This is a genomic window from Alphaproteobacteria bacterium (genome assembly GCA_039980135.1).
Classification (GTDB): Bacteria; Pseudomonadota; Alphaproteobacteria; order UBA6615; family UBA6615; genus UBA8079.
This window is the reverse complement of record JBDXCV010000002.1, coordinates 31,530-54,296: the sequence shown is the minus strand read 5'-3', so window position 1 is coordinate 54,296 and position 22,767 is coordinate 31,530. Positions and strand designations below refer to the sequence as shown.

Here is a 22,767-nt window from a genome sequence, read left to right as displayed (position 1 = left end):
GACGGAAAAAACCCGGTTATCCGGCGCCATTGAAGCCGGTCCCGACGAGGAACATCTCGACCGAGTCGCTCCGGCTCGCTTTCGGCTTGAAACGACGCACGGAGTCGAACTTCGCGGTCATCGCATCGAAAAGCGCCGGTTCGTCGGCACCCTGGAAGACCTTGGTCACGAACCCGCCGCCCGGCAACAGCACTTCACAGGCAAACACAAGCGCCGCTTCCGCGAGCGCCAGAGTGCGCAAATGGTCTGTCGACGCATGGCCCGTGGTCGAAGTTGCCATGTCCGAGAGTACCAGATCGACCGGCGCCCCGATGGCCTCCCGCAGGCGTGCCACCGCGGCTTCGTCCTCGATATCGCCGACCAGGATCGCCGCCCCCGCCAGCGGCTCCATTTCGAGGATATCAATGGCGACGACGGATTTCGCTGTATCCAGAGATCCGACCCTGTCGACCGCGATCTGCGTCCACCCGCCGGGTGCGGCCCCCAGGTCGACAACGCGCTTGCCCGGCGTCAAAAGCTCGAACCGTTCGTCGATCTGCAGCAGCTTGTAGGCGGCTCGCGAACGGTAGCCGTCGCGCTTGGCGGCCTGCACATAGGGGTCATTCAGCTGCCGCTGCAGCCAACGCGTCGAAGACAATCTGCGGCCGCGCGCGGAACGCACACGCTCAAAGCGCATGCGCGAACCATCGTCTCCGGATGACTTGCGGCCCCGCGCCATGGCCCGATCAGGCTCCGGTCTGTATTGCTTCGCCGTCGGCGGAGCGCATCAGGCCGTGGAGAATGCCTTCGCGCAGTCCCCGGTCGGCAACGCGAAGCCGGCCGACGGGCCAAAGCCCGCAAATGGCATCCAGCACAGCGCATCCGGAAACGACGAGATCGGCGCGTTCGGGCCCGATACAGGGGTGCGCCGCGCGGTTGCGTCGGTCGAGGCCCAGGAGATGATCACGCGCGCTGCCCAGCTCTGCAAAGTTGAGCTCGCGACCATCAACGCGATCGCGGTTGTAACGCGGCAGCTTGAGAAACACACCCGTCAGCGTCGTCACGGTGCCCGAGGTGCCAACCATCTGGACGGCGCCGTCCGCCACGAGTTTCGAAATATTGTGCCGCACATCGAACGCCGTCAGCAGATCGCGGACATGCTCGCAAATCTGGCGGTACAACTCCGGTGACGCCCGGCCTTCTTCGTCTTCGCCGCAGCCGAACCGTTCGCTGAGGGTCACCACGCCGCACGGCACCGAGATGCAGTCGATGATTTCGGTATCGACCTGATTTGCTGTCCCCGCCGGATGGTGCAGCTTGAGCCAGGTGATCTGGGTGCTGCCGCCACCGATGTCGAACAACAGCGCGTATGCCTTGTCACCCTGTGGCGCATCGTAGAGCGGTGAACAGCCAATCAAGGCCAGTTCGGCTTCTTCATCGGCCGCAATCACCTCGAGATCGATATTGGCTTCGGCGCGCACCCGCTCGATGAATTCCGCGCCATTGTCCGCCCGGCGGCACGCCTCGGTCGCCACTGCGCGGAGCCGGGTCACGCCATTGCGCTCGACCTTCGAGCGGCACACATGCAACGCCTCCATGGTGCGATCCATCGCATGTTCGGAAAGTATGCTCGAATTCCCGAGGCCCTCGCCCAACCGCACGATCCGTGAGAACGCATCGATCACCTGAAACCCGTCCTGATTGGGCTTCGCCACCAGCAGACGGCAATTGTTGGTTCCGAGATCAAGCGCACCATAGACATGCCGCCAGCGTCCGTCGCGGCGCTGACCGTTCTTACTGTGTGCGTGTCTGGCGCGTCTCGATGCCACCATGTTCTCCAACGACGGGATGGATGCAATCCCAAGCGATTGAATCTACACGGGCCGTGCGCGATCAGGAACCCTCCCCGGGCCGCCGCCGCTTCCAGGCGCGATAGGCCGCCGGCATGCAGATCGCGCACGCGCGATACCCCGCTTTCCGCGCGGTACCCTCATCGGCAAAAAACACCCGCTGTGGCGCGTAGTGCCCCTTCGCCAGCCAGCGCAGGGCATTGGGACAGTCGAGCCGCCCATAGATCCGGGTCCGCCGGTGCCCGCCGAGAGCGCCCGGTTTAGCGCTTTCATAGGCACGCCCGGTTTCGTCAATCAGTCGATAATTTTTCTGTGCCACCTTGTTCATCTACACACGCTGGCGCAGGTATGCTAAAGACCGCGCCCAGTTGGCCATTGGGGGATCGTCTAATGGTAGGACAGCGGACTCTGACTCCGCCAGTGAGGGTTCGAATCCTTCTCCCCCAGCCAGCCATTTCGCGCCACAGCATCCCGAACTTTGCATGTTCGCAGCTGCCGAAACGGACGCATGTATTCGCACGCCGAAATCGACCGTAACAATCTCGCGATAACCAGTTTTTTGGATTTGATCTGAACGCTTGCCGGTTCAAGATCGAGTGGATAACGTCAATTTCCAGTTGATCTGAACGCTTGCCGGTTCCAGGTCGGGTAAGATGACAACCTGTATCCAACATTAGGGGCAAGATTGATGACACGAATGACCGCCAAGGATTTCGACCAGGGACTCCTCGAGCTTTACGATTTCTATGTGCATGGCGGCCTGACCAAGCGCGAGTTCCTCGACCGCGCCGGCAAGTACGCCGTCGGTGGCGTCACCGCACTCGGCCTGTTCAACATGCTCAAGCCGGACTATGCGATGGCCGAACAGGTATCGTTCAACGATCCCGACATCACGGCAAGCTACGAAACCTACAACTCACCCAACGGCAACGGCGACGTCCGCGGTTATGTCGTACGCCCGTCCAAAGCCACGGGAAAACTGCCCGCCGTTCTCGTCATTCACGAGAATCGCGGTCTTAACCCCTATATCGAGGATGTCGCGCGCCGCGTCGCCAAAGCCGGGTTCATGGCGCTGGCGCCCGACGGCCTGACATCCGTCGGCGGTTACCCGGGCAATGACGCGGAAGGGCGGGATCTCCAGAAGAAGGTCGACGGTACGAAACTGATGAATGACTTCTTCGCCGGCTACGAACATCTCGCCGCGCGAGACGATTCCACCGGCAAGGTCGGCAGCGTCGGCTTCTGCTATGGCGGCGGTGTTTGCAATGCGCTTGCGGTCGCCTATCCCGAACTCAACGCGTCTGTACCGTTCTACGGTCGCCAGGCGAAGACCGCCGATGTCGCCAAGATTCAGGCGCCGCTGCTGCTTCACTATGGCGAGCTCGACACGCGGATCAATGCCGGCTGGCCCGAATACGAAGCGGCGCTGAAATCCCAGGGCAAGACTTTCGAGGGTCACATCTATGCCGGGGCCAATCATGGCTTCCACAACGATTCGACCCCGCGCTACGACGAGGCCAACGCCGATTTGGCCTGGTCGCGCACCGTGGACTGGTTCAACAAATATCTGACGTAGGCGCGCGCAAAGCCGCAACGTCAGCTGTGCATGCGCGGCAAATTCCCGTCGAGTTTGCCGCGCCCTGCTATTCGGAAACTGTTTCAAGCTGCATACCCTTGCCGGCGTAACTCGGAATTGCTCAAGGGGATTGGCTCGCGTTATATATTACAAAATGATATATATTGTTTTGTATCATATCATATGAGATTGTCCGGCTCGCTGCAGTAGGACATCGAGAGTTGATATGGACGCAAAAACCGTTTGTCTGGCCGTATTGAGCCAGGGCGAAGCATCGGGCTATGAAATCCGGAAATCCGTAGAGGAAGGGCCGTTCGGCCATATTCAGGATATCGGTTTCAGCTCGATCTACCCCGCCTTGTCCCGATTGCGGGACGACGGGCTGGTTTCGGTTACCGAGCTTGCCCAGGAAGGCCGACCCGACAAGAAGGTTTACCGGCTGACATCCGACGGCCGGCTCGCGTTGCTCAACGCCCTGCAGGACCCGACGGAATCCGACCGCGTCAGATCCGACTTCCTGTTTCGAATGTTGTTTGCCGACATTCTGCCGCCGTCCGTCATTAACTCCATGATCGATGCGCGTATGGAGGAGATTCAAGCCAGTTTGGCACGGATCCAGACACGCGCGTCGGGCGGTTTCGAAAGCGTGGGCGAAGAATTCGTCAACGGATTCGCCGCCACCGTCCAGCGCGCCATGGCCGACTATATCGAAGACAATCGCCACCAGCTCGTCGCCGCCGCCCTGGCGCCCTCTCGCGCCGTCGCGGAATAGATAGCGGAACAAACAGCCGAACAACCTGGAAAGCATAATGCGTAAATCCATCATCACAGCCCTCATCCTCGCCGTCATCGGCGTCGGCTGGATCGCATCGGGCCAGTTCGGTTCCGACGAGGCGGCAGTGACTACCGGCAGCGACGCGGTCTCCCCACCATCCGCCGAGGTGAATAAAGCCCCGATGCGGGTTCGCGTTGCGGACCTTGAAGCCGTCATGCGTGTCGAACGGGTCGATGTCACGGGCCGCACCGAGGCATCGCGCAAGGTTCAGATCCGGGCCGAGACCGAAGGACAGGTCCGGGAACTACTGCGCCAACGCGGCGACAATGTCGAAAAAGGCGCCCCCATCGCGCGGCTGCGCCTCGATGACCGCACCGCCAAACTCGCAGAAGCGAAGGCCTCGCTCCGGCAACGCGAGATCGAGTTCACGGCGGCGCAATCACTGAGACAAAAAGGATTCCGTTCCGAAACCGAGGAGGCCGCCGCGCAGGCCCGGCTAGACGGCGCGCGCGCGGTCGTTGAACAGATTGAAGTCGATATCGCGCGCACCACTTTCCGCGCGCCGTTCGACGGCATGGTCGATTCAGGACACATCGAACTGGGGGACTATGTTCAGGTCGGCGATATCGCGGCAACCGTAGTGGACCTCGACCCGATTCTCGTGGTCGGCAATGTCAGCGAGCGTCAGGTGAACAGCCTGCATGAAGGCATGCCGGGCATCGTCCGGCTCATCGACGGGACCGAGCGTGACGGCATCATCCGCTTCGTCGCACCCGTCGCCGAACCAAGCACCCGGACCTATCGCGTCGAGCTGGAAATTCCCAACGCGGACGTCTCGATCCGCGACGGGATCACGGCCGAAATCGAAATCCCGGTCAGCGAAGCCGATGCCCATTTCGTAACACCCTCCACGCTGACCCTCAACGACGAGGGCATCGTGGGCGTGAAACTGGTGACGCCCGACAACATGGTGTCGTTCCGGCCCGTCGAGATCATCGCCGATGAACCCGACGGCGTCTGGCTGGGCGGGCTGCCCCGGAACATCCGCTTGATCACGGTCGGCCAGGAATTTGTGCTCGACGGCGAACGGGTCGAACCCGTTGCGGGCAAGCCGCGCATCGTGGGAGCGGACAACATATGAGCCTGATCGACGCCGGCCTCAACCGTTCACGAACGGTCCTCGCCACCCTGGTTCTCCTGCTAATCGCGGGCGCGTTCTCGTTTGTCGCCATCCCCAAGGAAGCCGAACCGGACGTCAATATCCCGATCATCTACGTTTCCATGCACCATGAGGGAATCTCGCCCGAAGATGCCGAGCGATTGCTCGTCCGCCCGATGGAGGCGGAAATGCGCTCGATCGAGGGCATCAAGGAGCTGAGAGCCACCTCGTATCTCGGCGGCGGCAACGTGGTTCTCGAGTTCGAGGCCGGGTTCAATCCCGACACCGCGATCGACGACGTCCGCGAGAAGGTGGATCTCGTCCGCCCCGAGCTGCCCGACGACACCGACGAGCCCACCGTCAACGAGGTCAATCTGAGCCTGTTCCCGGTTCTCGTCGTCACCCTTTCGGGCGATGTACCCGAACGCACGCTGATGCGCCTGGCGCGCGATCTGCAGGATTCGGTCGAGGCCATCCCCGAAGTGCTTGAAGCGAAAATCGGCGGCGACCGCGACGAACTTGTCGAAATAGTGGTCGAGCCACAGCTTCTCGAAAGCTACAACGTCGACCCCGCAGCCCTGCTTGAGCTCCTGTCACGCTCGAACCAGCTCGTTGCCGCCGGCGCGATCGACACCGGTCAGGGGCGATTCGCCATCAAGGTCCCCGGACTGATCGAGAATGTGAACGACATTCTCAACCTCCCGGTGAAAGTGAACGACAACGCCAAGGTGACGTTTCGTGACCTGACCTCCGTGCGCCGGACCTTCCGCGACCGCGATACGGTTGCCCGCGTAAACGGTCAGCCCGCCGTGTCACTGGAAATCTCCAAGCGGACGGGCTCGAACATCATCGAGACCATCGAACAGGTCCGCGACATCGTGCTCACCGAGAGCACGGAATGGCCTGACGCCGTCACAATCAACTTCTCGCAAGACAAGTCGGTGCAGGTCCGCACCATGTTGAGTGACCTCCAGAACAACGTCCTGAGCGCGGTTCTGCTGGTCATGATCGCGGTTGTCGGCGCGCTCGGCCTGCGCTCGGGCATACTCGTGGCGGTCGCCATCCCGGGTTCATTCCTGACGGCGATCCTGGTGATCAACGCGCTCGGCCTGACCGTGAATATCGTCGTCCTCTTCTCCCTCATCCTGGCCGTCGGGATGCTGGTGGATGGCGCGATTGTTGTCACCGAATATGCCGACCGGAAGCTGCGTGAGGGAGAACCGCCCGAACGCGCCTACGGCCTGGCCGCCAAACGCATGGCATGGCCGATCATTGCTTCGACCGCAACTACCCTGGCCGCATTCGCGCCGCTGCTGTTCTGGCCGGGTATTGTCGGCGAGTTCATGAAGTTTCTGCCCATCACCCTCGTCGCCACGCTGACGGCGTCTCTGGCGATGGCATTGTTGTTTGTCCCCGTTCTCGGGGCAAATTTCGCGACCGTCTCGCGCTACGTCATCCTGATCGGTGCAACCGCGTTGGGCGCCATCCTCGGCAGCGCCATCGGCAACGCAATCCTGTGGGCGACCATTGGTGACACGACCGCGCCGGGTTTCGCGCCCTTACTGGCAACGATCCTGCCCGGAGCGGCAGGGGCTGTCGGCGGCGGCTGGCTCGGCCTTCGCCTGGCGACCATCGTCGAGCGCGGACTGTCGCGCCCCATGGCACCCGCCGGCGCCAGTGCAGCCAGAGGAAGGAATGACGGCGAGGCCGGCACCCGTGGTGACGATGACGGCGTCGATTTGGCATCACTTACCGGTGTCACGGCCGCCTATGTGGGCGTGCTGCGCAGCGCTCTGAAACGCCCCGCCATCATCTTGTCGCTGGCCTTCGCGACGCTGATCGGCTCGTGGGTGCTGTATGGCGCGCTGGGCAAGGGCGTCGAGTTCTTCCCCAGCGTCGAGCCCGAACAGGCCGCCGTCCAGATCCACGCCCGCGGCAATCTGTCGGTATCGGAGAAGGCGTCCCTCGTCGGCGATGTCGAGAAACGCATCCTGGAACTCCAGGCCGAGCGCGGCGAGTTCGATTCGGTCTATTCCCTGTCCGGCAACCCCGACCAGCAACAGGAAGACGTGGCCGAAGACGTGATCGGCACGATCAGCGTCGAATTCGCGGACTGGGACCAACGTCGCCCCGCGGACATCATCCTCGCAGATATCATCGCCCGCTCGGGCGACCTCGCGGGCATTCTTGTCGAGACACGCAAACAGGAATCCGGCCCGCCGGTGGGCAAACCGGTCCAGGTCCAGCTGAGTTCCCGCAACCCCGACCTCCTCGAAAGCGAAGTGGCGAAGGTGCGCGCTTTCGTCGACACCCTGCAGGGCCTGAAGGATGTGGAAGACAGCCGTCCCCTGCCCGGTATCGAATGGGAGATCAATGTCGATCGCGCCGAGGCCGCCAAGTTCGGCGCCGACGTCACGATGGTCGGCAACGCGGTCAAATTTGTCACCAACGGCATGAAAATCACCGACTACCGGCCCGACGACAGCGACGACGAAATCGATATCGTGGCGCGCTATCCCTACAACGACCGCACGATCAACCAACTCGATGAGATCCGCCTGCAAACATCCGAGGGCCTCGTGCCCATCAGCAATTTCGTCGAACGGGTCGCCAAGCCTCTCACCAGCCAGTTGAGCCGGGTGGACGCCGTCCGGGTGATGACGGTGCGGGCTGATGTCCTGCCCGGCGTGCTTGCCGATGACATGGTCAAACAGATCCGGGCCTGGCTGCCCACGGCCGGTATTGACCCGCGCGTCGAGGTGGAGTTCCGCGGCGAGGACGAGGAGCAGAAAGCCGCGCAGGCGTTCCTGCAAAAGGCGTTTGCGGTCGCGCTGTTCCTGATGGCGATCATTCTGGTCACCCAGTTCAACAGCTTCTATTCCGCCTTCCTGATCCTCTCCGCCGTCATCATGTCCACGGTCGGCGTGATGCTCGGCCTGCTGATCGTCGGTCAGCCCTTCGGCATCGTCATGAGCGGAATCGGGGTCATCGCCCTCGCCGGCATTGTGGTGAACAACAACATTGTCCTGATCGACACGTTCGACCGATTGCGAAAACAGGTCGCCAACCCGCTCGATGCCATCCTGATGACCGGCGCCCAGCGTCTACGGCCCGTCCTGCTGACAACCGTTACCACCGTGCTGGGTCTGTTACCGATGGTGCTGCAGATCAACATCGACTTCGTCACCCGTGAAATCAGTCAGGGCGCGCCTTCGACCCAGTGGTGGGTTCAGCTTTCAACCGCGATTGTCGCGGGCCTGTCCTTTGCCACGATTCTGACCCTGGTGATCACGCCCAGCGCCTTGATGTTACGAGAGAATTTCATCGCCCGGCGTCAGGCGCGCCGGGACGCCCTATCCGGACCTCAGCCCGCCTAGTTTGCGGGCGGCAGCGTGAAGACCTGGCCGGGATAAATCAGATCCGGGTCCCGGATCTGATCCTTGTTGGCCTCGTAAATAAGCGTGAACTGGTAGCCGGAGCCATAGCGCTGGCGGGCAATTTTCCAAAGATGATCACCCGGCTGGATGATCGCCACCCGGCCCGGCGGCAGTTCGAGCGTCGGCTCGCCGCGCACAAATGGCAGCTCTGAACGCGCCAGCACGGTGCCATCCGGATGTACCTGATCCACCCGCAGAGTATAGCTGCCTGCCGGTATTTTCTTATCCAGGGTCAGGGACCACACCCCGTCACCATCGGCTTGCGTGGTGCCGACCAGTTCATTGTCCAGATAGAGGCGTATTGTGGCATTCGGAGCCGCCACACCCGAAAGGGTCGTCCGGCCCGTCTCGTCATAATCGATTTTTCCCACCGCTGCAGCCGGCGCCGGCCGCTGCAGGACTTCGGCATCACCATCATTGGGGAGCGCCACGGCCAGGGCGTTGCCGCCCGGCTCCAGGTTGCGCTCCGGCACGACGACCGCGACCACACGATCCGCCGTCAGGGGCTCGGCGCCCTCGCACTCGGCAACCAGCGTCAATTCACGTGCACCGGCCGCCAGGGCATCGTCGGGAACCAGCACCCATTCACCGGCCCGGTCGACGGTTGTACGGCCAACTTCGGTCCCGCCATCGCGAATGATGATGGTGCAACCCGGTGTCGCGCGTCCGGCGATCACCACGTTCCCGTCTTTGTCCACCCGCACGACATCGAAGTCCGGGCGCATGGGGCCTGCAGGCGCAGCGGTATCGGTCACCGTCTCATCGGTCGTCGTTGCCGGTTCTGCCACAGGCGCTGTCGGTTCCGGTGTCCGGAAGAAGAGCCACGCGCCGACAATGATCGCCAGCGCGAGTACGCCAATTCCACCAATGAGTAGTGAACGGTTCAAGGCCCTGTCCTGTAAGATTCCTGTTATATGAACAACGTATTACGGCGCCTGATTCAACGCAATCGACACCGCACAGGATCCTTTGGCAGTGACCGACAACTCAAAACTCCAGTCCATCTGCGTTTATTGCGGTTCGTCGGACAACGGACCCGGCGCCCACCGCGACCTTGCCCGTGATCTCGGCCAACAGATGGCTGCCAATGGCGTTCAGCTGATCTATGGCGGCGGCCGCGTCGGGGTCATGGGCGCCGTCGCCGACGCCGTGCTGGTTGCCGGCGGCACGGTGACCGGGGTTATTCCCGATTTTTTGATGCGGCGCGAACATGGGCACCATGACGTCACGAATTTGGAAGTCGTCGCCAGCATGCACGAACGCAAGGCGCGCATGGCTGAGCTGTCCGATGCCTTCATCGTTCTGCCCGGCGGTCTCGGCACACTGGAGGAATTGTTCGAAATCATGACCTGGCGTCAGCTCGGGCTGCACGACAAGCCGATCGTGGTGATCAATCCGGACGGCCATTGGGACCGTCTCCGAGGGCTGATCGAAGACCTTGTGGCGGCGGGGTATGCGCGGCCCGAAACTACCGGGTTGGCCCATTTTGTATCAGACGCGGCCGGCGCCCTGTCCGCACTCGAAGCGCAACTCACCGGCGAGACCCACATAGAAACGGGGCGCCTTTAAAGGCGCCTCGCTCCATTCGATCCGATAAACCCGCCTGTTGACGGTTTGCCTCGGCTGTATCCGTCTAGGCACCCCAGGGCGTGATGGCTTCCTTTAGTTTCGCGTAACCGTCGAGGAAACCCGGACGGTCACCGGCATAGACTTCGTCGAACTTCACCAAAACGTCGTCGAGCCAGGCCTTCAACTTGTCGTTGCCCGGGTTGGCGTCGATATAGGCGTCCCGGATCAGCACGAAGTGAATGCGCGGGTCATAAGGCTGCTTGGTGCCGCCGACCCATTCATCGCCATCGAGCAGACGCAGCAGCATCGCATCGGCCGACCCCAGAGTCTGCTCGTGGATCGGCGGGCCGGACATCCGGTGCATCACGGATGTCATGTCGCGCCCGTTGCCGGTCGTGTAACCCATGTCGCTCCACAGCTCACCGGAATCCACATCCTGCCCAAGCTTCTTCGCGACCAGCTTGCTGTAGGCGCGCAAGGGGTCAGAGACGTCGGCCAGCAGATCGGTCAGCCGGTCACCGTCGAGATCCGTCGCCAATACGATGCAATCACGTTGCTCAATCAGATCCCACAGCAGCAGGCCATAATTCGTGTCGGCAATATGCTGCTCGATCCGTCCGCCCCAATTCTCCATGCCATCCTTGAAATCGTCGGGCAGCAGAGCAACGATCCGGTCGATATTCTCCTTATGCTCCTCATAGGGATCGACAGCGTATTTCCGCCCGACCTCGAACTTGGTGCCTTTCAGCAGCCAGGCGTGCAGGCCGGCGTTTATACCGTCTTCCATGGCCTGGGTCGGCTTCATGGCGACACGGCCGAGCTTGCCGCTCTCGTGCACCATCTGCAGGAACAGGCGGTTGGCATAGGCCATCTGGACACCCGGCGAGTTCATTTCCGAATGCACCAGACCCGTTTCAGGATCGACTTTGAAGAGCGGCCGGTTCTGGGAGTATGGCAGGCAAGGCATGCAGCGCACGACCGTGATCGGGCCGTAGGGGCGCACGTTGCAGTACACGCCGGCCTGGGTGCGCAGCGGAGCATTGCCCGACTTGCCCATGACGACGACCTTCTTGCCGTCGCCGTCGTTCACATAGGCGTCACCGGCCGTCGACCATTTGATCGAGGTCGAGGGCAGATTACCGAACCAACCGAGACATTCGAGCTTGGTGTCATGGCGATACTGCGACCACATCGGCACCGCATAGAAAGGCAGGCCCAGAATATCGATGGCGGCGATGGTTCCGAGCAACGCGTAGGCGTCGGTCATCGAGTGGCCAACCGGGTTCACGCCGGTGTCGAAACTGCCACCCTGCCAGACCACCGCGTCGGGAAATCCGTCGGGGCGCACATCGCTCGGCTCATAAAGCCCCTGCAGGGTGCCGAACAGATCGCCGCCGTCGGCCTCGGTTCGCGCAATGGACATGAGATCGATCATCTTCGCCTCTTTTTTTCGATGGTTACCAGTGTGGATCAGCCAACCCCGCCGCTTCCGGTGAATTCGGATAGGACAAAGTCGTTCGCGAGCCTCTGTATGCTGCGAACGGACACTCCTGTAAAGAGCCTCGCCGGCTCAAGCCATGACGATCTGTTGAAAAAGCGACGATGTCGGGAAACAGGTGCCTGAAAGGCCGGTTTTGGTGATGGGCTACTGGCTGAGTTGCCGGTGGACGGCCTTCGCGGCCGTCAGCAATGCTTCCCGGCCGGTATCGTTGTTGATCCGGGTGACCAGGGCATAGGAACGATCCGAATCGTTCCAGTAGAACATCGACAGGTCGTCGGCCAGTGCGTAGGTGATATCCACGCCGTTGGCCTGCTCGCTGCGGACATACAGCGACACTTTCTGGCCGTTTTCGTCGGTGAAGACGAACTGCGCGGCCGGTCCGTCTGTATCCGGCAGCACCCGCCCGCCGACCATATGGTAGCCAAAGGAATCCAGGCTGGGCACGCGCACCTGCTTGCCCATGCGATCGGCGATGTAGTCCGCCATGGCCGCCGGCCCGCCGGCGGCGGGGCTTCGCAGTTCGTCCTGGTGGCTCACCACATGGGCCATCGATGCGCGCTGCATCAAAACCTGGGTATCGATGGGCGGGGTCGTGGGTACGGCGGCAATTTGAGCGCCCGCGTCGGGCACGCCCTCGCCGCGAATGAACCAGCCCCCTGCGGCGCCAACAACAAACAGCGCGATTGCCGCTGCCATGGCCGCCCAGGCCGGTACCCCGGCGCGTCGCACATCGAGCAACGCCATCGTACTGGCCGGCACCTCTTCGTTCAGAATATCGTCATACAGGGCGTGCAGCCCCGCGCTCTGCGCCCGGTAACGCGCCACGCGCTGTGCGGCCTCCGGGTTATCGGCCAGCCAGGCCTCGATCTTGGCCTGCCTGGCGGCATCGAGTTCACCGTCAACAAGGGCGTTGAGTTCGCTGTCGGGTACGCGATCTTCGCCCATTACTTGACCCTCCGGATCGTCGAGACCCGGGCCCCTTCGTCGATGCGGCGCCGCAAATCCTCGCGTGCGCGAGACAGGCGCGACATAACGGTTCCGACGGGCACTTCAAGGACTCCGGCCGCCTCCGCATAGGTCATGCCTTCGAGGCCAACCAGCAAAAGCACCTGGCGGTGCACGACCGAGAGGCCGGTCATCGCGCTGGACAGTTCGGACCATTCGACAGCCGCTTCCTGCCCTGCCGGCTCGGCGCGCGGCGGCGCCGCGTCGAGCGGGACGGAATCGAGAGCCCGGCTGCGCCGGCGCATCTCATTGGCATGAAGGTTGTGCATGATCGTGAACAGCCAGGTCCGCATGTTGGTCCCTTCGCGCCAAAGGTGGAGCTTGTCCAACGCCCGGACAACCACGTCATGAACGAGGTCGTCCGCCTCGACACGGTCACGCATCAGCGCGATCGCGTACCGGCGGAGCCGCGGGAGTTCCGCGGTCACTGCCTGGCGCTTGGATTCTGTGCTCACCGGAGACCGGCGCGAAGGGGCCTGAACGAAACGACGCTACTTCTTCATCGCGTCCTTTTTCATTTCGTCCTTCTTCATCATGGCGTCTTTCTTCATTTCGTCTTTCTTCATGCCATCGTCATGCTTCATGGCATCCTTCTTCATCGCCTCTTCCTTCATCATCTGGTCTTTTGCGGACATGGCAGCGTCTTTGCTCGTGCCCTGCGCCAAAGCGGCACCAGTGAAGGCGATGGAAGCGATGCCTGCGGCGGCGAGAATACGGGTAATGGACATGGATATGTCTCCTATAGATATGTTGGTGAACACAGGTCGTTACATAGAGATAAACACCCCACCGCCGATTACCATTCCATTTTTCTTAAAGCGTTGAATTAAATGTCTATTTTCGGCTCAATCCACGCATCGCATCGTCCAGTCCCTCGATCGTGAGCGGGTACATGCGCCCATCGAGGATTTCGCTGACCATGCCGATCGACGGAAAATAGCGCCATCGGTCCTGTGGCATCGGGTTGAGCCAGGCAACCTGCGGGTAGGTCCGCACCAGGCGGCGTAGCCAGGTTTCGCCCGCCTCCTCATTCCAATGCTCGACGCTGCCGCCGGGATGGGAGATTTCATAGGGGCTCATGGTCGCATCGCCGACGAGCACCAGCTTGTAGTCCGCCGGATAGGTGTGCAGCACATCCCATGTACCCGTGCCGCCGGCGCGGCGACGGCGATTCTCCCGCCACAGGGATTCATAGATACAATTGTGGAAATAGAAATATTCGAGATGCTTGAACTCGGTCCGCGCGGCGGAAAATAATTCCTCGCACATCCGGATATGCGGATCCATCGACCCCCCGACGTCGAACATCAACAGCACCTTCACCGCATTATGGCGTTCGGGCACCATCTTGATGTCGAGCCAGCCGCCGTTGCGCGCCGTTGAGTTGATCGTATCGTCGAGGTCAAGCTCATCGGCCGCGCCCTCGCGGGCGAACTTCCGCAGCCGGCGCAACGCCACCTTGATATTGCGGGTGCCGATCTCGACCCCGCCGTCGAGATCCTTAAATTCGCGGCGGTCCCAGACTTTCACCGCGGAATTGTTGCGGTTTCCCTCCTGGCCGATGCGCACCCCTTCGGGGTTATAGCCATTGGCACCGTAGGGAGACGTGCCCTGGGTGCCGATCCATTTCTTGCCACCCTGGTGTCGGCCTTCCTGCTCGGCGAGCCGCTCGCGCAGGGTTTCCATCAGTTTTTCCCAGCCACCCATGGCCTCGATCTGGGCCTTTTCCTCATCCGTCAGTTCCAGTTCGCCCATCTTGCGAAGCCATTCCTCGGGGATCTCACCCTCCAGATCGTCGAACTCGGGCGGCTCAAGCCCCCGGAACACATGCCCAAAGACCTGGTCGAATTTGTCGATATGGCGCTCATCCTTCACCAGAAGGGCACGTGACAGATAATAGAAATCCTCGACCTTGTACTTGGCGACCCCGCGCTCCATCGCCGTCAGGAGATCGAGATACTCGCGCAGGGATACCGGGATTTCTGCCTTTCGCAGGGTCTGGAAGAAATCCGCGAACATGGCACCGCGCCTAGCTGCCGGCGCGTTCGCGACGGTTCAGGAAGGCCAGCCGCTCGAACAGCTGCACATCCTGTTCCGACTTCAGCAGTGCGCCATACAAAGGCGGGATCAGTTTCGCCGGATCGTTGGTGCGCAACTCCTCGGGGTCGATATCTTCGGCCATGAGAAGCTTCAGCCAGTCGAGCAGTTCCGATGTGGACGGCTTCTTCTTGAGGCCCGGCACCTCGCGCAGGTCATAGAAAGAGGTGAGCGCCTCGCGCAGCAGCCGTTTCTTGATGTCAGGGTGATGCACGTCGACGATCCGGGTCATCGTATCGGCATCCGGAAACGCGATGTAGTGGAAGAAACAACGGCGCAGGAACGCGTCGGGCAGTTCCTTTTCGTTGTTCGACGTGATGATCACGATCGGGCGGTGCCGCGCCACGATCGTCTGCTTCGTCTCGTAGACGTGGAACTCCATCCGGTCGATCTCGAGCAACAGATCATTGGGAAACTCGATATCCGCCTTGTCGATCTCGTCGATCAGCAGGACCGGCCGCTGCTCGCTCTCGAATGCCTCCCAGAGCTTGCCCTGGACGATGTAGTTGGAAATATCCTGGACACGCGCGTCCCCGAGCTGGCCATCGCGCAACCGCGCCACGGCGTCATATTCATACAGGCCGTGCTGGGCCTTGGTCGTGGATTTGACGTGCCACTCGATGAGCGGCGCCCCCAGCGCATCGGCGATCTCATGCGCCAGGACGGTCTTGCCCGTACCCGGCTCGCCCTTCACGAGCAGCGGACGCTCGAGGGTGATCGCCGCATTAACCGCAATCTGCAGATCGTCGGTCGCGACATAGGTCTTGGTGCCTTCGAAGCGCATGTTCACTCCTTGTTGACCGTGGGTCAGACAGCCAGTTCGTTTTTCAATGCCGCCTCGATGGCCGCCAACGCAGCATCGGTCTTCGCGGGATCCGGTCCGCCGCCCTGGGCCATGTCCGGACGTCCGCCGCCGCCCTTGCCGCCCAGCTCCGCCACGCCGATGCGAACGAGATCGACCGCGCTGAACCGCTTGATCAGATCCGACGTCACGCCGACCACGATCGAGCCCTTTCCGTCAAACGCCCCCGCCACGGCAACGATGCCGGAACCGACGCTGTCCTTGATGTCATCGACCAGGCTTTTGAGTTCTCGCGGCGGTACATCGGTCAGGGCCCGCGCCGTGAATGTCACGCCGCCGATATCCTGAGACGCGTCGTCACCGGACGACACTCCCCCGCCGCCCGCTGCGAGTTTGCGTCGGGTCTCGGTGAGTTCGCGCTCGAGTTTCCTGCGTTCCTCGAGCAGCTGCGTCACCCGTTCGGGCACGGCATCCGGCGTGGTCCGCAGAATGTCAGCCGTCTCGCGCAACAGCCGGTCCTGGGTTTCCATATAGGCGCGCGCATCGGGGCCTGTGAGTGCTTCGATACGGCGCACACCCGCCGAGACCGCACTTTCCGAGACAATCTTGATCAAGCCGATGTCCCCCGTCCGGCGCACATGGGTGCCGCCGCACAGTTCCACCGAATAGGCCACGCGGTTTCCCTCAACATCGTCGTTGGCGGCACCACCCATCGCGACGACCCGAACCTCATCGCCATACTTCTCACCGAACAGAGCCAGTGCCCCGGCGTCGATCGCTTCATCGGGTGTCATCAGGGTCGTGTTGACGGGCGCGTTGACCGCAACCCGGTCATTGACCTCGGCCTCGACCGCGGCGATTTCTGCCGCATCCATTGGTTTGGTATGAGAGATATCGAACCGCAAACGGTCGGGCGCCACCAGCGAGCCCTTCTGGGCGACATGCGCACCCAATTCACCACGCAACGCCTCGTGCAGCAGATGGGTCGCCGAGTGATTGGCCCGCAGCCGGTCGCGGCGCATGGTATCGATCCGCAATTCGACGACATCGCCGACCGACAGCGGCTTGCCCGAGACGGTGCCGAGATGAACATGCAAATCACCCAGCTTTTTCTGGGTATCGCGGACCCCGATCTCCGCACCATCGGGGCTGAACATCACGCCTGCGTCGCCCATCTGACCACCGGATTCCCCGTAGAACGGGGTCTGGTTGACGATGACGGCCACATCCTGCCCCGACGTGGCGGTGTCGACCCGCTCTCCATCGACGACGATCGCGACGACTTTCCCTTCGGCAACATCGGTGTCATAGCCCAGAAATTCGGTGGCGCCGGTCTCCTCACGGATATCGAACCAGACCTCCTCGGTCGCGGCGTCGCCCGAGCCCGACCAGGCCCGCCGGGCGGCAGCGCGCTGCGCGTCCATCGCCGCATCGAATGCCGCGTTGTCGACCGAACGACCCTGTCCCCGCAGGATGTCCTCGGTCAGGTCGAGCGGAAAGCCGAACGTGTCATACAGGCGAAACGCCACCTCGCCCGACAGAGCCGCACCGTGACCCAGCTTGTCGGTTTCCTCTTCGAGCAGCTTCAGGCCGCGATCGAGGGTCTGCTTGAACCGTTCTTCCTCCAGCCGGAAGGTCTCGGTGACAAGCGGTTGGGCCCGACGCAAATCCGGAAACGCGTCTCCCATGGCAGAGACCAGCGACGGCACCAGCCGGTGCATCAGCGGATCGCGACAGCCCAGAAGATGGGCGTGCCGCATGCCGCGGCGCATGATCCGGCGGAGGACATAGCCGCGCCCCTCGTTCGACGGCAGCACGCCGTCTGCCATCAGGAACGAACAGGCCCTCAGATGGTCGGCGATCACCCGGTGGCTGACCGCGCCTTCGCCATCCGGGTCCACATTGGCAGCATGGGCCGAGGCCTCAATCAGGCCGCGCATCAGATCGATATCGTAATTGTCATGCTTGCCCTGAAGCACCGCGGCGATCCGCTCCAGTCCCATGCCCGTGTCGATCGACGGCTTGGGCAAGTCTTCACGCAAATCCGCATTGCGCTGCTCATACTGCATGAACACGAGGTTCCAGACCTCGATGAACCTGTCGCCGTCTTCGTCCGGACTGCCGGGGGGGCCGCCGGGGATCTTGTCGCCATGGTCAAAGAAAATTTCCGAACACGGCCCACATGGCCCGGTATCGCCCATGGCCCAGAAATTATCGTGGGTCGCGATACGGATGATCTTGTCTTCCGACAAGCCGGCGATCTTCTTCCAGAGATCGAACGCCTCGTCATCCTCGGCATAGACCGTCGCGATCAGACGATCGGCGGGCAGGCCATATTCCTTGGTGATCAGGTTCCAGGCGAGCTCGATCGCATGTTCCTTGAAATAATCGCCGAACGAGAAATTGCCGAGCATCTCGAAGAATGTGTGATGGCGGGCCGTATAACCGACATTCTCGAGGTCATTATGCTTGCCGCCTGCGCGCACGCATTTCTGTGATGTGGTGGCGCGGCTATAGGGCCGGTTCTCCGCACCCGTGAACACGTTTTTAAACTGCACCATGCCCGCATTGGTGAACAACAACGTGGGGTCGTTATGGGGCACGAGGGGTGATGACTCGACGACCTCATGCCCGTCCTGGGCAAAATAATCGAGAAACGCTGAACGTATTTCGCTGGTGGTCGCCATATCTGCCGGGCCGGTCAAAACGAGGTGCGGGGGCGGTTTTACCGTGCGCCCGAATGCCTGTCGAGGCTACCACGCCAACTGTCACGGACCTGCAAACAGATGTCCGCGTCGGATTAATCGCCAAGCCCGAAACACAATCTATGGAAGTCGTGTCACGCAGACCGGGCGTGACCGACATCCTGTCACACACAGTGAGACGAAAAAGGCCCCTCCCGTCGCCGGGAGAGGCCGTTTTTCGCAATCACCAAGTGGGCGACCATTCGTTGCGGGACGCCTGCTCAATCGCCTTCGGCGGCGTTCTTGGCAGCATCCGGGGATGCGCCGGGCGATCCGTCCGGTCCCGCATCCGATCCGGCATCGTCGTCCTTGAACTCCTCCGGATTGCCCAACATGGCATCGGCGATCAGTCCGGCGTTGGCGCGGATTTTCATCTCGATCTCCGCCGCGATCTCCGGGTTTTCCTTGAAGAACGTCTTGGCGTTCTCCCGGCCCTGTCCGACCCGCTCGTCACCGTAGGAGAACCACGCCCCCGACTTGTCGATGATCCCGGCCTGGACCCCGAGATCGAGCAGTTCGCCCATCTTCGAGACCCCCTCGCCATACATGATGTCGAATTCAACGATCTTGAACGGCGGCGCCAGCTTGTTCTTGACCACCTTGACGCGGGTCTGGTTGCCGACGACCTCGTCACGGTCCTTGATCGAACCGATGCGACGAATGTCGAGGCGGACCGAGGCGTAGAATTTCAGCGCGTTACCACCGGTCGTGGTTTCCGGGCTGCCGAACATGACGCCGATCTTGTGGCGGATCTGGTTGATGAAGATCACGGTCGTGTCCGAACGCGCGATCGAGCCGGTCAGCTTGCGCAGCGCCTGGCTCATCAGCCGGGCATGCAGGCCGGGGAGTGAATCCCCCATCTCGCCTTCGAGTTCGGCGCGCGGCACCAGGGCGGCGACACTGTCCACCACCAGAATATCGACGGCCCCCGAACGCACCAGCGTATCCGCGATTTCAAGTGCCTGTTCGCCGGCATCGGGCTGCGAGATCAGAAGATCGTCGAGGTTGACACCCAGCTTGCGGGCGTAGGTCGGGTCGAGCGCATGCTCGGCATCGATGAAGGCGCAGGTGCCGTTGGTCTTCTGGGCCTCGGCGATCACATGCAGGGCCAGCGTCGTCTTGCCCGAGCTCTCGGGGCCATAAATCTCCACGACCCGGCCGCGCGGTACGCCGCCGATGCCGAGGGCGATATCAAGGCCCAGCGAGCCGGTGGATGTGGCGGCAATCTCGACGGCGTTGTCATCGCCGAGCCGCATGATCGAGCCCTTGCCATAGGCCTTCTCGATCTGGCTCAACGCGGCATCCAGGGCCTTGTTGCGGTCTTCGGTTTTCATGTTGCCCTCGACGACGCGAAGCTGTGTGCTGCTCATGGATCGCTCCTCCGTTTCCTCTGGAGATCCCCACCGGGATCCCGCTGGTTCCTGCGGCACCGCGCGGGACTACAACCCGATATCGCGGTTCAGAGCGTAAATGTACTTGCTTTGTTCTGGTTGTAAAGTTCTTTTTTTGTTCTCATGCGTGAGCGCCGGTATTTCGGGCTATTTGCACGATATCACGACATTCGCGACTGGAGAATCGACTATAGGGCACGCGCCGGAGTCGCCACCCCGGACGGGCCACCTAGGCCGGCACCCGGTCCATCACTTCCTTCACCTTGCCGGCCAGCTGGGCGAGCGAGAACGGCTTGGGCAGGAAATGGATATCCTGATCCTCGCCGAGCCGGTTCCGGAAGGTTTCCTCGGCATAGCCCGAGATACAGATGACCGGCATTTCGGGCTTCTCTTCACGCACATTCTTGATCAGGGTCGGGCCGTCCATTTCCGGCATCACCGCGTCCGTAATGAGAAGGTCGATCGGCTCCGCGACAACCCCCATCAGCTCCATCGCCGCCTCCCCGGTACGCGCCTCCAGGACCTTGTATCCCTTGGCGCGGAGCGCGCGCGCCGAAAACAGCCGCACGGCATCCTCATCCTCGACCACCAGCACCGTGCCGGCGCCGGTGGTGTCCGCCGCGCTCGGGGAATCCGCCGCCTCGGCCTTCTCCGCCGCACCCGCTTCCTGCGCATGCGCCGGCAGGTAAATCGTGAACGACGTGCCCGCACCCGTATCGGAATCCACCAGAACATAGCCGCCGGTCTGCTTGACGATGCCATAGACCGTGGACAGCCCCAGCCCCGTCCCGGCCCCGACTTCCTTGGTGGTAAAGAAGGGCTCGAAAATATGCTCGAGATTCTCCTTCGGGATTCCGACCCCGGTATCCACGACCCTGACCGACACATAGTCGCCAGGCGGCACGGTCTCGCCACCCCGGCGCTGGCTGGTGATGAAGGTCTGGTTGCCGGTCTCGATGGTGAGTTCGCCGCCCTCGGTCATCGCGTCGCGGGCATTCACCGCCAGGTTGATGATGACCTGTTCGACCTGCCCCTGATCGGCCCGCACCAGCGAAAGATCGCGCCCGTGCACCATGTTCAGCCGGATATTCGCACCGATCAGGCGGCGCAACAGGTTCGCCAGATCCCCGAGCACATCGGTCATCGACAAAATGCGGGGCTGCAGGGTCTGCTGACGCGAGAAGGCCAGCAACTGGCGAACCAGTCGGGCGGCACGATTGGCGTTCTGCTTGATCTGCATGATGTCGCCGAACGACTGGTCGCCCGGGCTGTGGCGCAGCAGGAGCAGGTCGCAGAACCCGATCATCGCGGTCAGCAGATTGTTAAAGTCATGGGCGATACCGCCGGCCAGTTGTCCGACCGCCTGCATCTTCTGGCCCTGCGCAAACTGCTCTTCCAGCGAGCGTTGCTCCGTGGTCTCGAGAAAATGCACGATCAGCCCGTAAACACCGCCCTGACCATCATCCATGCGGCTGACATACATGGTCGCGATCCGGCTGACCCCGGCATCGTTGGCCGTCCGCAGCCGCACGTCCATGGGCGCGGTCAGGTCCGCATCGGACATCACCCGGTCGAGCCACGTCGTGACCTTGCCGTCATCCTCCGACGCCACGAAGTCGCGGATCGGCCGGCCGAGCAGCTTCTGTTCCACCGGCGCCACCAGGGTACGCCACGCCCGGTTGGATTCCGTCACCCGGCCTTCCGCGTCGAGCAGCACAATGCCGACGGGCGCATCTTCGAAGAATCGGGCAAAGCGCTGTTCGGAGCGGCGTAGCGCCTGTTCCCATTCGCGTTCGGGTGTCAGGTCGCGCACAACCGAACGGGTGCGCACCTCACCCTCATCGGTGCGGACTTCCGTCTGCCCGATATAGACCTGTATCGCCCGGCCATCGCGGGCCGTCAGCGAAATTTCGTACCCGCCGGTCACGGTTTCGTCCGGCGCCAGCAGGCTTGGACGGAAGGCCGGCACCTCGGGAGACGGCCGCGTCGACAGGAAATCATGCAGGTGCATCTCCCCCGCCAGCATTTCTTCGGTCGTGTATCCGAGCCATGTCGCGAGAGCGTTGTTCACAAACAAGAACCGGCCGTCCTGGTCGACGGAATAGAAGCCGATCGGCGCATGCTCGAGGAAATCGACAAGCTTCGCCTGCTCGTCATGGATGGTCTGCTCCATCCGCCGACGCGCGCTGATATCCTCGACGGCCCAGAGCGCCGCACCCGGCACGTCGGCCAGCGGGTAGGCGGACATCCGCAACCATGTGATCCCGTCGCCCGTGTCGGATATCTGTATCTCATCGGTCATCGGCACGTTGTTCGCCACCGCCGATGTCAGGCGTCCGAGCCGTTCGGAGGTTTCAAGGCCGCCGCCAATCCGTTCCCCCAGCCGGGCCAGGGGGGCGTGATCGGAATCCGGAAACATGGACTTGTAGCCGGCGTTCGAAAACACGGCGCGGCCGTTCGGGTCGACGATGCAACAGGGAAAGGGCAGCACGTTGCCGACCGCGCTCCAGATGGCCGAATTGCGCACCAGGCGGCGCTGGCGCCGGATCATCACCCACAGGCCAATGAGACCCGTCACCTTGACGAGGACAATCGCGCCGATCGCGACAGCGAGTTGTTCGTTGGTGGGGCCGAGCCATGCGAATACGCCGATTCCGGCCAGCGACACCGCGAAGATCGCCGCGACCGTGCCGATCAGCAGTGAATCCTCGGTCGAACCCGAGTCCGCGCTTTTAGTGCTGCGCTCCGCTGTCGGCTTCGCCGCTCCCATCACCGCTCCCATCGCCGGGCCTGCCCGGGCCGCTTTCAGCCGGGCTTGCGTTCCCTCATCCATCAACTCATAGCCCGTTGCCGCCGCGTCCGCCAAGCACCGGCGGTATCAA

At 62.3% G+C, this 22,767-nt stretch carries 18 protein-coding genes and 1 tRNA gene; 6 read left to right on the top strand and 13 right to left on the bottom strand.

The features are described 5' to 3' along the window. Positions 1–16: 16 nt before the first annotated feature. The 3 genes from ABJ363_01205 to ABJ363_01195 all read right to left on the bottom strand — a co-directional run bounded on the left by ABJ363_01205 (position 17) and on the right by ABJ363_01195 (position 2,157). Positions 17–718: an RlmE family RNA methyltransferase gene (locus tag ABJ363_01205; protein MEP4377590.1), complete on the bottom strand. Its 702-nt coding sequence runs from the start codon at positions 716–718 to the stop codon at positions 17–19. A gap of 7 nt (positions 719–725) precedes the next feature. Next, entirely contained in the window at positions 726–1,808 is a 1,083-nt protein-coding gene (locus ABJ363_01200; GenBank protein MEP4377589.1) for a Ppx/GppA phosphatase family protein, read from the bottom strand. Positions 1,809–1,872: 64 nt separating this feature from the next. Continuing rightward, positions 1,873–2,157, bottom strand: a complete 285-nt coding sequence (locus tag ABJ363_01195) for an Ada metal-binding domain-containing protein (protein MEP4377588.1) — start codon at positions 2,155–2,157, stop codon at positions 1,873–1,875. A gap of 48 nt (positions 2,158–2,205) precedes the next feature. On the opposite strand from ABJ363_01195, the gene ABJ363_01190 reads away from it, so the two are divergent. The 5 genes from ABJ363_01190 to ABJ363_01170 all read left to right on the top strand — a co-directional run bounded on the left by ABJ363_01190 (position 2,206) and on the right by ABJ363_01170 (position 8,716). Further along, a tRNA-Gln gene (locus ABJ363_01190) sits at positions 2,206–2,279 on the top strand. Between the two features lie 238 nt (positions 2,280–2,517). Then, a complete protein-coding gene (yghX, locus tag ABJ363_01185) occupies positions 2,518–3,405 on the top strand; it encodes a YghX family hydrolase (protein ID MEP4377587.1) in 888 nt (295 codons plus the stop codon). 226 nt (positions 3,406–3,631) lie between these two features. Next, the gene (locus ABJ363_01180; protein MEP4377586.1) at positions 3,632–4,177 is read left to right on the top strand and encodes a PadR family transcriptional regulator; all 546 of its coding nucleotides are present in this window, start codon (positions 3,632–3,634) and stop codon (positions 4,175–4,177) included. 37 nt (positions 4,178–4,214) lie between these two features. After that, positions 4,215–5,321, top strand: coding sequence for an efflux RND transporter periplasmic adaptor subunit (locus ABJ363_01175; GenBank protein ID MEP4377585.1), 1,107 nt, complete (start codon positions 4,215–4,217; stop codon positions 5,319–5,321). Then, positions 5,318–8,716 carry an efflux RND transporter permease subunit gene (locus ABJ363_01170; protein MEP4377584.1) on the top strand — a complete coding sequence of 1,133 codons (3,399 nt, stop codon included), beginning with the start codon at positions 5,318–5,320 and terminating at the stop codon, positions 8,714–8,716. Before ABJ363_01175 ends, ABJ363_01170 begins: the two co-directional genes overlap by 4 nt. Here the strand turns inward: ABJ363_01170 and ABJ363_01165 are convergent. Then, positions 8,713–9,663, bottom strand: coding sequence for a LysM peptidoglycan-binding domain-containing protein (locus tag ABJ363_01165; protein MEP4377583.1), 951 nt, complete (start codon positions 9,661–9,663; stop codon positions 8,713–8,715). The two genes, ABJ363_01170 and ABJ363_01165, sit on opposite strands and share 4 nt — an antisense overlap. Positions 9,664–9,751: 88 nt before the next feature. Between ABJ363_01165 and ABJ363_01160 the strand changes: the two genes are divergently transcribed. Continuing rightward, positions 9,752–10,345, top strand: a complete 594-nt coding sequence (locus tag ABJ363_01160; protein ID MEP4377582.1) for a TIGR00730 family Rossman fold protein — start codon at positions 9,752–9,754, stop codon at positions 10,343–10,345. 64 nt (positions 10,346–10,409) lie between these two features. Here the strand turns inward: ABJ363_01160 and ABJ363_01155 are convergent, their stop codons facing one another. The 9 genes from ABJ363_01155 to ABJ363_01115 all read right to left on the bottom strand — a co-directional run bounded on the left by ABJ363_01155 (position 10,410) and on the right by ABJ363_01115 (position 22,751). Then, complete coding sequence (locus ABJ363_01155; protein ID MEP4377581.1) at positions 10,410–11,780, bottom strand: hypothetical protein; 1,371 nt, start codon at positions 11,778–11,780, stop codon at positions 10,410–10,412. A gap of 210 nt (positions 11,781–11,990) precedes the next feature. Beyond that, entirely contained in the window at positions 11,991–12,791 is an 801-nt protein-coding gene (locus ABJ363_01150) for an anti-sigma factor (protein MEP4377580.1), read from the bottom strand. Further along, a complete protein-coding gene (locus tag ABJ363_01145) occupies positions 12,791–13,279 on the bottom strand; it encodes a sigma-70 family RNA polymerase sigma factor (protein ID MEP4377579.1) in 489 nt (162 codons plus the stop codon). Before ABJ363_01145 ends, ABJ363_01150 begins: the two co-directional genes overlap by 1 nt. 63 nt (positions 13,280–13,342) lie before the next feature. Beyond that, positions 13,343–13,579, bottom strand: coding sequence for a pentapeptide MXKDX repeat protein (locus ABJ363_01140; protein MEP4377578.1), 237 nt, complete (start codon positions 13,577–13,579; stop codon positions 13,343–13,345). Positions 13,580–13,685: 106 nt separating this feature from the next. Further along, a complete protein-coding gene (locus tag ABJ363_01135; protein ID MEP4377577.1) occupies positions 13,686–14,870 on the bottom strand; it encodes a VWA domain-containing protein in 1,185 nt (394 codons plus the stop codon). Between the two features lie 10 nt (positions 14,871–14,880). After that, a complete protein-coding gene (locus ABJ363_01130; GenBank protein MEP4377576.1) occupies positions 14,881–15,732 on the bottom strand; it encodes a MoxR family ATPase in 852 nt (283 codons plus the stop codon). Between the two features lie 23 nt (positions 15,733–15,755). Then, on the bottom strand, positions 15,756–18,437 hold the full coding sequence (gene alaS, locus ABJ363_01125; GenBank protein ID MEP4377575.1) for an alanine--tRNA ligase: 2,682 nt from the start codon (positions 18,435–18,437) through the stop codon (positions 15,756–15,758). Between the two features lie 278 nt (positions 18,438–18,715). Continuing rightward, positions 18,716–19,864, bottom strand: a complete 1,149-nt coding sequence (gene recA / locus ABJ363_01120; protein ID MEP4377574.1) for a recombinase RecA — start codon at positions 19,862–19,864, stop codon at positions 18,716–18,718. Between the two features lie 250 nt (positions 19,865–20,114). Then, a complete protein-coding gene (locus ABJ363_01115) occupies positions 20,115–22,751 on the bottom strand; it encodes a PAS domain S-box protein (GenBank protein MEP4377573.1) in 2,637 nt (878 codons plus the stop codon). Positions 22,752–22,767 lie beyond the last annotated feature (16 nt).